The 12,358-nt window shown below is 71.0% G+C and carries 11 protein-coding genes; 3 read left to right on the top strand and 8 right to left on the bottom strand.

The window, feature by feature from the left end:
- Nucleotides 1–35: 35 nt before the first annotated feature.
- Complete coding sequence (gene modA, locus AC4BGB_RS12425) at nt 36–803, bottom strand: molybdate ABC transporter substrate-binding protein (RefSeq protein WP_490547179.1); 768 nt, start codon at nt 801–803, stop codon at nt 36–38.
- Between the two features lie 7 nt (nt 804–810).
- The gene (locus AC4BGB_RS12420; protein WP_490547178.1) at nt 811–1,218 is read right to left on the bottom strand and encodes a TOBE domain-containing protein; all 408 of its coding nucleotides are present in this window, start codon (nt 1,216–1,218) and stop codon (nt 811–813) included.
- A 312-nt stretch (nt 1,219–1,530) separates the two neighbouring features.
- Here AC4BGB_RS12420 and AC4BGB_RS12415 point away from each other — a divergent pair, with 312 nt between their 5' ends.
- Genes AC4BGB_RS12415 through AC4BGB_RS12405 form a run of 3 tightly spaced genes read left to right on the top strand, consistent with a single transcriptional unit; the run spans nt 1,531 to nt 4,648 of the window.
- Nucleotides 1,531–2,808: an HNH endonuclease signature motif containing protein gene (locus AC4BGB_RS12415; protein WP_490547177.1), complete on the top strand. Its 1,278-nt coding sequence runs from the start codon at nt 1,531–1,533 to the stop codon at nt 2,806–2,808.
- A gap of 30 nt (nt 2,809–2,838) precedes the next feature.
- Nucleotides 2,839–3,375 (top strand): hemerythrin domain-containing protein, encoded by a 537-nt coding sequence (locus AC4BGB_RS12410; protein WP_490547176.1) that lies wholly within the window; start codon nt 2,839–2,841, stop codon nt 3,373–3,375.
- A gap of 7 nt (nt 3,376–3,382) precedes the next feature.
- The gene (locus tag AC4BGB_RS12405; protein WP_490547175.1) at nt 3,383–4,648 is read left to right on the top strand and encodes an MFS transporter; all 1,266 of its coding nucleotides are present in this window, start codon (nt 3,383–3,385) and stop codon (nt 4,646–4,648) included.
- Here AC4BGB_RS12405 and AC4BGB_RS12400 read toward each other — a convergent pair.
- The 6 genes from AC4BGB_RS12400 to AC4BGB_RS12375 form a co-directional block, all read right to left on the bottom strand.
- Nucleotides 4,632–6,173 carry a flavin-containing monooxygenase gene (locus AC4BGB_RS12400; protein ID WP_490547174.1) on the bottom strand — a complete coding sequence of 514 codons (1,542 nt, stop codon included), beginning with the start codon at nt 6,171–6,173 and terminating at the stop codon, nt 4,632–4,634. The genes AC4BGB_RS12405 and AC4BGB_RS12400 overlap by 17 nt on opposite strands.
- Nucleotide 6,174: 1 nt before the next feature.
- Entirely contained in the window at nt 6,175–6,996 is an 822-nt protein-coding gene (locus AC4BGB_RS12395; protein WP_490547173.1) for a crotonase/enoyl-CoA hydratase family protein, read from the bottom strand.
- 35 nt (nt 6,997–7,031) lie between these two features.
- The gene (locus tag AC4BGB_RS12390) at nt 7,032–7,496 is read right to left on the bottom strand and encodes an SRPBCC family protein (protein ID WP_490547172.1); all 465 of its coding nucleotides are present in this window, start codon (nt 7,494–7,496) and stop codon (nt 7,032–7,034) included.
- Nucleotides 7,497–7,553: 57 nt separating this feature from the next.
- Complete coding sequence (locus AC4BGB_RS12385) at nt 7,554–7,856, bottom strand: GNAT family N-acetyltransferase (protein ID WP_490547171.1); 303 nt, start codon at nt 7,854–7,856, stop codon at nt 7,554–7,556.
- Between the two features lie 46 nt (nt 7,857–7,902).
- Nucleotides 7,903–10,551: a hypothetical protein gene (locus AC4BGB_RS12380; protein ID WP_490547170.1), complete on the bottom strand. Its 2,649-nt coding sequence runs from the start codon at nt 10,549–10,551 to the stop codon at nt 7,903–7,905.
- Nucleotides 10,552–10,671: 120 nt separating this feature from the next.
- Nucleotides 10,672–12,279: a phospholipase D family protein gene (locus AC4BGB_RS12375; RefSeq protein ID WP_490547168.1), complete on the bottom strand. Its 1,608-nt coding sequence runs from the start codon at nt 12,277–12,279 to the stop codon at nt 10,672–10,674.
- Between the last annotated feature and the right edge of the window lie 79 nt (nt 12,280–12,358).

Below are 12,358 nucleotides of genomic sequence, written 5' to 3'. Positions count from 1 at the left end.
CGGGGCCGGGCCCGGGGCGGCGCCCAGGGACGCGCTCAGGGCGGGCCCTGGAATCCGGCGTCGCGGAGTGCCTCCGCGCCGCGGGCGGAGCGCACCAAATCGACGAACTCCGCTGCCCGGCTCGCGTGCCGGGAGCGGCTGAGCACCGCGATCGGGTAGGTGGTGGAGGCGTTCACCGCCGCCGGGATCTCCACGCCCTCGACCTTGTCGCCGGCGGTGAGCACGTCGCTCACGTAGACGACCCCGGCGTCGACCTCGCCGAGGGAGACCTTGGTGAGCACCGACTTCACGTCCACCTCCTCGGTGACCGCTCGCACCTTCAACCCGGCCTTGGCGAAGACCTCGGCCGCCACCTTGCCGCAGGGGACCTGCGCCTGGCAGAGCGCGACCTTCACGCCCGGACGGGCGAGGTCGGCGAGCCGGGTGACCTTGCCCGGGTTCGCAGGCGGGACCGCGACCTCCATCGTGTTGGTGGCGAAGTCCTCCGGGTCCTCGGCCTCGCCGGAACGCACCAACGTGTCCATCTCGGCCGGGGCGGCGGAGGCGAACACGTCCGCGGGCGCGCCGTTGGTGACCTGGCGGGCCAGCCCGGAGCTCGGCCCGAAGCTGAGCTCGACCTCGGTGCCGGGGTGGTCCTCCTCGAACTGCTCGGCCAGCTCGGTGAACGGCTCGCTCAGCGAGGCCGCCGCGAACACCCTGACGGTGACCTCGCTCCCCTCCGACCCGGACCCGCAGCCGGCGAGCGAGGTGAGCGCCAGGCACGCAGCGAGCGCCAGCAGGGCGGGCCTCGCAGTGGGCCTCATCTGGGGCTCACCGTTGCTCCGGCAGCTCGATGCCGACGTTGGTGGACTTCACGGTGGCGATCGCCAGCACACCCGGCTCGAGCTGCAGCTCGTCGGCCGCCTCCCGGCTGAGCAGGGAGACCACCCGGTGCGGCCCCGCCTGGATCTCCACCTGGGCCATCACGCCGTCCCGCACCACCCTGGTCACCAGCCCGACGAACCGGTTGCGCGCCGAGGCCGAGACGACCGGCCCCGGGCCGGGTCGCTCCCCGCTCTCCGCGAGCTCCTGGGCCAGCGTCGCCAGCTCGGCCCCGTCCACCACCTGCCGCGACCCCTCGGTCGTCGTACGCAGTCGCCCGGAGTCCGCCCACCGCCGCACGGTGTCGTCACTGACCCCGAGCAGGTCGGCCGCCTGCCTGATCCGGTACGTCGCCATCCGGGCAGAGTAGCCGCAGATGCGGCCCTGTGTCGCTGCTGTTGGCGCAAGTGCGGAGTTGGGGGCCGGCGGAGCGGATTGGCGAGGGGTGGGGTCTGCGGGCCGGCACCGGCCGCGCAATTGCTGGCAAAGTGCAGTGTTCTCGCGAGATCGAGTGTCATTTCTCAGCAATTGCGCGACAGCGGTCGCCCCTGACGGGGAGTACGACGACGCGGACGACGCGGACGATCCCGAGCTGGGACGGGAAGAAGTTCTCCACAGATCGCCGATCACCCATTGTTATCGAACATGTGTGCGAGCGAGAATGAACCCATGACCACGGCACTCCTCGACCCTCACCCCGACGCGGGGCACCCCGCGTTCGGGGGTCTGGCTGTGATCGAGGCAGCGCTGGACGAGATGGCGGGGGCTCCTGTGTCGCTGGCGTCCGGGGAGTACGCCGCGGCCGTGCGCCGACTCGAACGGATCGGCCGGCGCATCGACGCGGTGAAGCTCAGGCTGGTCGCCGCCGCCGACAGGGCGGGGAGCGCTGCCGACGCCGGCTTCACCGGGACCGCCGCCTGGGTGGCGACGACGACCACCACCTCGCGGGCCAGCGCCGCGAAGGAGGTCGGTCTCGCTCGTGAGCTGAGCTCCGGGGACCACGAGACCACCGCGGACGCGCTCGACGCCGGACTGGTCTCCCCCGATCACGCCGCGGTGATCCTGCACGCCGACCGGCAGCTCCCCGACGGGGTCAGCGACGCCCAGCGCCGCACGGTCGAGGCCGCGCTCGTGGAGAAGGCCGCCAGGTTCACCCCCGAGCAGCTGCGCCGGGAGGCCCGCCGCGCCATCGAGGCGATCGAGCCCGACCAAGCCGTCGTGGACGCCCACGAGGACCGTCAGCTGCGGAGCGAGGAGGAGATCGCGCGCTCGAGGTCCCGACTCAGCTTCCACGACAACGGGGACGGCACCACCAGCGGGCACTTCACCGTGCCCACCACCGCGGTCGCGCACCTGCGCAAGATCATCGACGCGATGACCGCACCCCGCCGGATGCCTGCCAGGAGCCAGGCCACGCAGGACCGGACTGCTCCGCGGCCCTACGACTGGGACCTGCGCCGTGGCCTGGCGTTCGCCGAGCTGCTGGAGCACCTGCCCACCGACCACCTCCACGACAAGACCGCCGCCACCGTGGTGGTCACGATCGGCCACGAGGTGCTGCAGGACGCGTTGCGAGCGGCCCACCTCGACACCGGCCAGGCGCTCTCCGCTGGAGAGGCGCGGCGGCTGGCCTGCTCGGCCGGGATCATCCCGGCCGTCCTCGGCACCGGGTCGGTCGCCCTCGACCTCGGCCGGGAGAGCCGGCTGTTCTCCCAGGCCCAGCGAGTCGCCAAGGGACTCGAGCACGACACCTGCGCGGCCGAGGGGTGCCAGCGCCCCTACGCCTGGTGCGAGCTGCACCACCGAAGAGCCTGGCGCCTCGGCGGGAGGACAGACCTGGCGGACGCCGTGCCGCTGTGCCACTGGCACCACCAGCGCGTCCACGACCCCGGCTACCGGCACCGGTACCGACCCGACGGCTCCATCGACTTCGACCGGCGCACCTGAGAGGCCGCCTGGATGCCTAGAGTTGTCGCCATGGCCAACGAGACCCCCAACCAGACCCCCGTCGAGATCCCGCGCCCCGAGTCAGGAGACGTCGTCGAGCTGATCCTGGACGACCACCGCCTCTTCGAGGCCCTCCTGCGGGAGCTGCGCAACGAGCAGAACGACCGGGACGCGCTGCGTCGCCAGATCTCCGAGCTGCTGGTCGCCCACGGGGAGGCCGAGGAGAGCAAGGTCTACCCGCAGCTCGAGCGCAAGGACGCGATCGACGAGGAGGAGGCCGAGCACGGCGCCAAGGAGCACCAGGAGGGCTACGAGACCCTGCTGCCGCTGCTGGAGGCGACCGAGCTCTACGACGAGGACTTCAGCAACGCCGTGCACGAGTTCAGCGAGACCCTGCTGCACCACCTCGACGAAGAGGAGCGCGACATCTTGAACCCGGCCCGCGAGGACGTCTCCCCGCAGGAGCGCGGCAAGCTCGGCGCCGCCTGGGCCGCGGAGCGCAACCGGATGCTCGACGAGGGCTGCGGCAGCGTGGAGCAGGTGCGGGCGTTGGTCAAGGAGTCGTGACCCTCGATTGAGCTCCTGGCTGGCTGACACCCGGCCGCTGCGCAACGCGCACTTCCGCAGGCTCTGGGCCGCGAACATCGTCACGGTGATCGGCGCCCAGCTCACCGTGGTGGCGGTCCCGGCACAGATCTACGCCGAGACCGGCTCCTCGGCGTACGTCGGACTCACCGGCGTCTTCGGCCTGGTGCCGCTCGTCGTGTTCGGCCTGTGGGGCGGCGCGCTCGCCGACGTCATCGACCGGCGCACGATCCTGATCGTCTCCACCCTCGGGCTGATCCTCACCAGCGCCCTGTTCTGGCTCCAGGCGTGGGTGGGATCGGTCGACGTGTGGCTGCTGCTGTGCCTGTTCTCGGTCCAACAGGCGTTCTTCGCGGTCAACCAGCCCACGCGCAGCGCCGTACTCCCCCGGCTGCTGCCGATGTCGCTGTTGCCGGCCGCCAACTCGCTGAACATGACCGTGATGCAGGCCGGCGCGATCGGCGGACCGCTCGTCGCCGGGGCGCTGATCCCCGTCTTCGGGTTCTCCTGGCTCTACCTGATCGACACGCTCACGCTGATCCCGACGCTGTTCGCCGTGCTGCTGCTCCCGCCGCTCCCCATCGAGGGCGTGACCGGGACCCTGGGGATCCGTGCGGTGCTCGACGGGCTGGCCTACCTCAAGGGCCAGCCGGTGCTGCTGATGTCGTTCCTCGTGGACCTGATCGCGATGGTCTTCGGGATGCCCCGGGCGCTGTTCCCCGAGATCGCCCACCTCGACTTCGGCGGCCCCGAGGGTGGAGGGCTCGCGTTCGCGCTGCTCTTCGCCGGGATCCCGATCGGTGCCGTGCTGGGCGGGGTCTTCTCCGGCTGGGTGTCCCGGGTCGAGCGCCAGGGCCTCGCGGTGATCGTCTCGGTGCTGGTCTGGGGCGCGGCCATGTTCGGGTTCGGCGTGGCGGTGGCGCTGGCCGACACCTGGCGGTGGCCGATGCTGGTGGCCGCGGTGCTGCTGCTCGTCGTCGGTGGCGCCGCCGACATGGCCTCGGCCGCGTTCCGGATGAGCATGCTGCAGAGCGCCGCCTCCGACGCCGTGCGCGGGCGGCTCCAGGGCATCTTCACCGTCGTGGTCGCCGGTGGGCCCAGGGTGGCCGACGTGGCCCACGGTGCGGTCGCGGTCTCGATCGGAGCGGCCGCGACCGCTGCGGGCGGTGGACTGCTGGTCATCGTGGTCACGGTGGTGGCCGCGGTCGCCCTCCCTGCCTTCGTCCGCTACCGGGTGGTCAGCGCGGCGCGGTGACCGGCGTCCCCGCGGTGACCTGCGACCCCGCGGCGACCTCCGACCTCGGGGTGAACTCCATCGAGTCGCTCAGCCGCCGGCGCATCGTGGTCAAGGAGTCGAGCAGGTAGTTCTGCCGCACCCGCCACGGCCCGCGGTCGCCCTGCTGGGGGAACTCCTCGATGGACCGCTGGATGTAGCCCGAGGAGAGGTCGAGCAGGGGCCGGGTCCCGAGCCCCTCGTCCGCGACCGGGGCCGCGGCGGCGAGGTCGTGCCGCTCAAGGTGGTTGAGCACCTTGCAGACCAGGCGGTGGGTGAGGTCGGCACGCAGGGTCCACGACGCGTTCGTGTAGCCGATGCAGAACGCCAGGTTGGGGACGCCGGACATCATCGCGCCCTGCCACACGAACCGGTCGTGCAGGTCGAGGGCCTGGCCGTCGATCGTGGGCGAGACGCCGCCGAGCTGCTTGAGCTTGAGCCCGGTGGCCGTGACCACGAGGTCGGCCTCGAGCACCTGCCCGCTGCGCAGCCGGATGCCCTCGGGCACGAACGAGTCGATGTGGTCGGTGACGACCTCCGCGTCGCCGCGACGGATCGTGCGGAACAGGTCGCCGTCCGGTACGGCGCAGAACCGCTGGTCCCAGGGGTCGTAGGTGGGGTTGAAGTGCTCGGCGACCAGGTCGGGGTCCTTGAGCTGCTTCACGACCAGCCCGGTCAGCACCTTGCGTGCGCGGCCGGGGAACCGCTGGCAGAAGTTGTAGAGCGCGAGCTGCTGGGCGATGTTCTTGGTGCGGATCAACTGGTGCGCGAGCTGGGCCGGGAGTGCCTGCCGGAGCAGGTCGGCCACCTTGTCCTGCTGGGGGACCGAGCCGATCCAGCTCGGGCTGCGCTGGAGCATCGTCACGTGGGCTGCCTCGGGCGCCATCGCGGGCACCAGGGTCACGGCGGTGGCGCCACTGCCGATGACCACGACCCGCTTGCCGGCGTACTCCAGGTCCGCGGGCCAGAACTGCGGGTGCACCACCTGACCGCTGAACGTTTCCACGCCGGGGAACTCGGGCCGGTAGACCTCGTCGTAGTCGTAGTAGCCCGCGCAGGAGTAGAGGAACCCGCAGGTGAGCTCCTCAGGGCCGGTGGGCGTCTCGAGCCGCACCGTCCAGCGGGCGTGCTCGGTCGACCAGTCTGCGGCGACGATCCGGGTCCGGAACCGGATGTGCTCCTCGATGCCGAACTCGCGGGCGGTCTCGTGGATGTAGTCCAGGATCGTGGTGCCGTCGGCGAGGGACTTCTCGCCGGTCCAGGGCTTGAACTCGTAGCCCAGCGTGTACATGTCGGAGTCCGAGCGGACCCCGGGATAGCGGAACAGGTCCCAGGTGCCGCCGATCACCTCGCGCGCCTCGATCACCGCGAAGGAGCGGCCCGGGCACTCGGTCTTGAGCCGGTACGCCGCACCGATGCCGGAGAGCCCGGCGCCGACCACGAGGACGTCGAGGTGCCCAGAAGATGACCCAGAAGATGACCCGGAGAGGGACTCGGTGGCGCTCATGTCAGCGAGCCTTCCACACCGGCTCGCGCTTCTCGGCGAACGCGGTCGGGCCCTCGAGTGCGTCCTTGGTCCCCATCAGCGTCACCATCTCGTCGTCGTTGGCGCGCCAGGCGTCCAGCTCGCCCACCTGCTCCAGGCGCCCGTCCTGCGCCGGGCGGAGCCCGAGCGCGACCCGCTTGCTGGCCTGCACCGCGAGCGGGGCATTGGCCGCGACCACCTCGGCGAGGTCCAGGGCCACGTCCAGCAGCCGGTTGTCGGGGACGACCTCGTTGACCAGTCCCCAGCGCAGCGCCGTCTCCGCGTCGATCGGCTCACCGGTGAGGATCATCCGCATCGCCACCTTGCGGGGCAGCTGCTCGGGCAGCCGGATCAGCCCGCCGGCTGCAGCCATCAGGCCGCGGCGCACCTCGGGCAGGCCGAACCGGGCCGACTCGGCGGCCACAGCCAGGTCGCAGGCGAGCACGAGCTCGGTGCCTCCGCCCAGCGCCGTCGCCTGCACTGCAGCGATCACCGGCTTGCTGATCGGGTGGTTCACGAAGCCGGCGAAGCCCCACTGCTCGGTGCCCGGTGGGTTCAGCGGCTCCCCGCGCGAGAGCGCCTTGAGGTCCGCACCGGCGCAGAAGCTCTTGTCCCCCGCGCCGGTGAGGACGACCGCCCGGATCGCCGCATCGGCCTCGGCCTGCTCGAGCGCGTCACCCAGACCTCGGGCCAGGGCGGCGTCGACGGCGTTGCGTGCCTCGGGCCGGTTCAGCGTGACCAGCAGGACGTGGCCACCGGGGCCACGCTGTTCGGTCAGGACGGCGGGTGCGGACTGCTCGTTCATGCCCGCACGCTAGCCCGCATGTGTGCCCGGCCGGGTCAGCCTCCGGTGACGGCCTCGTCGAGCCGGACCAGGCTGTCCTCGAGCTGGTCCTGCTTGACCAGCGGGAAGCCGACCTTCTTGAGGAGGTCCTGGTCGGTGACGGCGTCCCAGTCGTAGGTGAGCCGGACGTGGGTCGAGTCGGACCCCTCGGACTGGAGCTCCCAGACCCACTGCCATCCGGGAGGCTCCACCCCGGCGGGAGCGGTCTTCCAGGCGAGCAGCTTGTTCTCGTCATAGCCCACGACGTGGTTCTCGGTCTGGTACTCACCGCCCATGTGGTCACCCTCCATGTTCATGGTGAACACCTCGCCGGTCCCCTGGATCCGGTTGGACTTCTCGTCGGACTTGACGAAGCCCGATCCGTCGAGCTCGACGTGGCGTTCGGGGTTCGTGAGCACCTCGAAGATCTCGGCGCTGGGGGCGTTGATGGTTCGTTCCACAGTGATTGAGTTCTCAGCCATCCCCCGACCATTGCTCACAGAACGGGCGCAGACAAGGGCAGTGCCATGCCGGGATCCTCAGCTCGCCGCGTCGCGGCTCCCCAGGAGCTCCTCGTAGTCGGGGTGCTTCTCGATCCACGACTTGATGAACGGGCACCGCGGGACCACTCGGTGCGAGCCCTCGGCGCGCACGTCGTCGAGCGCTCCACGGGCCAGCTTCGAGCCCACTCCCCGGCCCTCGAACCGGTCGTCCACCTCGGTATGGGTGAACACGATGCGCCGGTCGTCGAGCTCGTACGCCGCGAAGCCGGCGAGCTCGCCGTCAAGGTAGGCCTCGTAACGGTTCTCGGACGGGTTGTTCCTCACTTCGACATCAGCCATGCACTCATCGTGCCCCGGCGGTCAAGCCAGGAACCGGAGCCCGAGGTCACCGAGTGCGGCGCACCTGGAGGCTCACCTGGGCGACACGGAGCGGGTACTTCCCACGCACGACAAGCTGGTGCACCCCGGCCTTGCAGCCGACGTTGAACCGGGCGATGTAGACGCCGCGGCGGTTCGCGTGGGCGCGCTTACCAGAGACGCGGATCCCGCCGTACCGCGCCGTGACCCGCTCGCGGGGGGCCAGGCCGCGGACCCGGACCGTGGTCCTCGCGCACCGGTCGAGCACCTTCGCTGCCGGCCGCGCCTGCAGGTTGCGCCCGGCGACCAGGCGGATCGGGGTACGGGCCACGCGCTTGCTGCCCAGGGCCGTGACGGTGACGGACTTGGCGCCCAGGGACATCCACCTGGGCAGGAAGACCTTGCGCGCCACGGTCCCCGAGGCGGACGCCTGACCCCTGAGCGTGATGCGACCGATGGTGATCCGGTACTTCTCGCGCGGTGCGAGACCCGCCACCCGCACCGTGGTGCTGACGCGTCGGATGGAGGTCGGGGAGGCCACGGTCACCTCGAGCCTGCCCAGTCCCGGGGCCGCCGGGGTCGGCTTCGGGGTCGGCTTCGGGGTCGGCTTCGGTGTCGGCGTCGGCTTCGGCTTCGGCGTCGGTGTCGGTGTCGGCGTCGGGTCCGGGACCGGGACCATCGCCGTGGAGGTGCCGGTCGCGTCCTGGAAGCCGGCCGCGCCGGTGATCACACGCAGGCTCAGCCGGGTCCCGACGTCGTCGACGGTGACCGTGTAGGAGTCGCTGGTCGCACCGGCGATGGCGACACCGTCACGCAGCCACGCGAAGGTGACGTCCTGAGCAGCGGGTGTGGTGGCCTCGACGACCGCGCGCAGCTCGGCGCCCACCGCGGGGGAACCGGTGATGTGCACGACTGGGCTGACGGTGAAGATGCCGCCGGTGGTGATGCCGGAGGCCTCGACGTACGCGGTGGTGTCGTAGTACCCCGGTGAGGAGGCGCGGACAACGACGGAGAGGTACGTGCCGGCATCTGCCGGCACCAGGGTGTACCCGTTCCCGGTCTCGTCCTCGATGACGACGCCGTCACGGGACCACTCGTAGGTCACCGTCTCGATGGCCGGTGTGCGCGGAGCGAGGTTCACCGTCAGCTCGTTGCCGACGACCGGGTCTCCGGACATGGTCGCCACAGGGTCTGGGGCGGTCCCGTGCTCGCTGACGCCCTTGTCGGTCGCGGTGGCGGGTGTGTAGCCCACCCGGGTGTTGAGGTAGTCGACCCTGATCTCGTGGCCGGCGTCGGCAGGGGTGAGCGTGTAGGTGGTTTCCGCGTTGGCGAACTCCTCACCGTCGCGGAACCAGAGCAGGCTCGTCGTGTCCGGGGCCGGCGAGGCGTCCGTGGTCTTCGCGGTGATCGTGTTCCCGGTGGACAAGGTGCCTTCGAGAGTGACCGTCGGTGCGGTGTCGAACTCGGCGTCCCACGTCGAGGTCTGGATCCTCACGGAGGTGGGTGCGTACCCGGCCTTGCGCGCGGTGACGTTCACCGAGACGAATCCGGCCACGACGTCGGCCGGCTTGACGACGTAGTCCACGGAGGTGGCGCCGACGATGGGGGAGTACGTATCGCCGCGGGCCCACTGGTAGGTGTAGGAGTCGGCGTCCGGGTCCAGGGTGCCGCCGGTGACCTTGACCGTGGAGCCGGTCTTGCCGGTGCCTGCCACGTACGGGTACTCGGTCCAGCTCATGGCGCCCTCGGTGATCGTGATGGCGTCGGTGTCGTCCGAGGCGCTGCGGTAGCCGACCAGGTGGACGGTGACGCTCGCGTGGAGGTTCGCATGCAGGTCGTCTGCGACCGGGACGTAGGTGCGTCCGGTGGCACCGGGGATCGCGCCGCCGTTGCGGAACCACCGGTAGGTGGCGCTGGTCTCGGTCGGGTTGTTGTTGAAGTGGGTGGCGGTCAGGGTGGAGCCGACCCGCCCGTTTCCGGTGATCTCGGCGACGGGTGGCGAGCTGAACGTGCTGTGGCTGACGTTGATGATCAGGTTCTGCACGGTCGAGGGGCCGCCGGCGATGCTGGAGGTCAGGGTCACGGGGTAGGCGCCCGACGTACCTATGGCCGGCTTGCCGGTGATCACACCGTGACCGTTTCCGTGGTCGACGAGGGTGAACCCCTCGGGCAGCCCCACCGCGGTCAGCGAGCTCGGTTCGGGATAGCCGAAGGTGGTGATGGTGAAGTCGGACTCGATGCCTTCGCGGAACTCGGCGGTCTCGTCGTTGTAGAACGTGGGCCGCTCGTAGATCGTCAGGGCCACGGTGATCTCGTCGGTGCGGCCCTGGTCGTCGATCGCCTGCAGGCGCAGCTGCAGCGTGCCGGCGAACGGAGGCCCGTCCGTCCAGAGCCGGCCGTCGGGCTCGAGTTGCAGCGAGCCGTTCCAGACGCCTGTGCTGCGGACCACGGTGTTGGTCCCACCCGTGGGGATGAAGTCGAGGATCTCGCCCTTCTCACCGACGTGCAGCGATGCGGTCCTCACCGGGCCGAACTGCGGCCCGCCCGGTTCGGCCGCGACCGCCGGGGCTCCGAGTGCCAGCGTGCCCACGGCCAGCAGCAGGCTCAGCAGGAGCGCGAGGGGGCGGATCGGTGTGGCTCCCGACCTGCGGGGTCGGTCGTGCGCAGCGTGCTGCATGGGGGTCCCTCCGAGTGGATCTGGCCCCCGCACTGGGTCAATGCTCAGAGTGCCTTGCGCAGTTTTACACTAATAGGGTTATTTGTCCGCTAATCCGGAATCGGCCTCAAGAGCGCAGTCTCAGAAGTCGTCGCTGCGCTTGAGCGGCTTCGGGCGGCCGTCGGGGTCGTGCAGCACCCGGTAGGGAATCGTGACGACGAGGCGTTCCCAGCGGCTGAGGTCGGGCGGCTGCAACCGGCGCAGCCGGCCGGGAGGCCGCTCCCCCGGCCGGCCGGCGGCGTGCCACTCGTCGAGCCGGCGAGCCGACTCGGCGTACGCCGCGAACATGCCGGTCGCCTCGACGGAGTCCTCCATCACCTCGAGCAGTGAGTCAGCGTCGTCGGGGTCGACCTCGCGGTCGAGGTGCTCGGCCGCGAGCATGAGCCGCAGCCGGCGGGCGTAGGGGCTGTGGTCCTCGGCGGCGGGGTCGACCACCACCGCGGACAGCTCGGAGTCGTGGGTCCACGAGCGGCGGTTGAAGTTGTCCGAGCCGATGGTGGCCCAGACATCGTCCATCACGCAGACCTTGGCGTGCACGTAGACCGGCGTGCCCTCGTGGTTCTCGATGCCGTAGATCGCGACGCGGTCGGGGGCGACCTCGGCCATCTGCTCCATCGCCCGGGCCCGGCCCAGCATCTGCGGGGTGCGCGCCATGAAGCCCGCCTGGTCGGTGAACAGCGGCACCACGGCGACGACGTGCAGGTCGGGGTTGCGCTGCAGCGCCTCGGTGAACACGTTGCCGACCGCCTGCCCCCACAGGTACTGGTCCTCGACGTAGACGAGGTTCCGGGCCCGGAGCAGGGCCTTGGAGTACCCCCGGGCGACACTGCGCTCGCCGCCCCGCGCGAACGGGTAGTCGCGGCCGTGCCGCAGGTTGGGGTAGGTCCGGAGCAGCTGCACGACCTGGGTGGCCCCCTGCGGCGACGGCGGCGGCGGGGCCTGCTCGGGCAGCGGGTCGGGATCCATGTCCATCCGCAGGACCACGTCCTGGGCCCAGTAGAGGGGGTGGCGGGTCAGCCGGGTGGGGTCCTCCCACCGTTCGCGGAACACCGTCTCCACGTCGTGGACGGCGGGTCCGGTGATCGCCGCCATCACGTCGTGCCACGGCGGGGTGTCGCCGTACTCCGGTGCCATCTCCAGCGCCTGCGGGTCCCCGAGGTGCCGGGCGTCGTCACGGCGCGAGTGGCACAGGTCGATGCCGCCCACGTAGGCGATGTCGCGCTCGGGCTCACCGCGGTGCCGGATCACCACGAGCTTCTGGTGGTGCGAGCCGCCCATCCGCACCCGCATGTCCAGCAGGGCCTCCGCGCCGCGGGCCTGGAGCTGGCGGCCGAGGAGGCGGTTCTCGGAGGCGTTGAAGTTGAGCTTCTCGGTGTGCGAGCGCCAGATCAGCCCGCGCACGTCCACGCCGCGCTCGTCGGCGGTGGCCAGCACCTCGACCACCTCGCTGCCGGGCTCTCCGGTGAGCCGTTCGTCAGCGTCGCCCTGCCAGTCGGTGAACAGCAGCAGGTCGCCGGCCCGGGTCGCCTCGATCCGCTCGCACAGCTCGGCGAAGTACGTCGCCCCGTGGATCAGCGGCCGGACCAGGTTGCCCTCGGACCAGGCGGCCTCCCCGGGGTGCCGGTCGTCGAGGACGGTGTCGGCGTTGGCCCGCTCGGACCTGGTCAGCAGCCAGTCAGTGTGTCTCACGCAGTCCTCCCGACCGGTGCGTCCGGAACCGTCGTGAACCGAATCTGGCCAACATGCCAGATGGTCGTCGCTCCCGCAT

The sequence above is a fragment of the Nocardioides sp. Z30_9 genome, assembly GCF_058215735.1.
This window is presented reverse-complemented; position numbering and strand designations above follow the sequence as displayed.

Coding starts and splice junctions, on each gene's coding strand:
- modA (WP_490547179.1), bottom strand. CDS start 803: ATGAGGCCCACTGCGAGGCCCGCCCTGCTGGCGCTCGCTGCGTGCCTG.
- AC4BGB_RS12420 (WP_490547178.1), bottom strand. CDS start 1,218: ATGGCGACGTACCGGATCAGGCAGGCGGCCGACCTGCTCGGGGTCAGT.
- AC4BGB_RS12415 (WP_490547177.1), top strand. CDS start 1,531: ATGACCACGGCACTCCTCGACCCTCACCCCGACGCGGGGCACCCCGCG.
- AC4BGB_RS12410 (WP_490547176.1), top strand. CDS start 2,839: ATGGCCAACGAGACCCCCAACCAGACCCCCGTCGAGATCCCGCGCCCC.
- AC4BGB_RS12400 (WP_490547174.1), bottom strand. CDS start 6,173: ATGAGCGCCACCGAGTCCCTCTCCGGGTCATCTTCTGGGTCATCTTCT.
- AC4BGB_RS12395 (WP_490547173.1), bottom strand. CDS start 6,996: ATGAACGAGCAGTCCGCACCCGCCGTCCTGACCGAACAGCGTGGCCCC.
- AC4BGB_RS12390 (WP_490547172.1), bottom strand. CDS start 7,496: ATGGCTGAGAACTCAATCACTGTGGAACGAACCATCAACGCCCCCAGC.
- AC4BGB_RS12385 (WP_490547171.1), bottom strand. CDS start 7,856: ATGGCTGATGTCGAAGTGAGGAACAACCCGTCCGAGAACCGTTACGAG.
- AC4BGB_RS12380 (WP_490547170.1), bottom strand. CDS start 10,551: ATGCAGCACGCTGCGCACGACCGACCCCGCAGGTCGGGAGCCACACCG.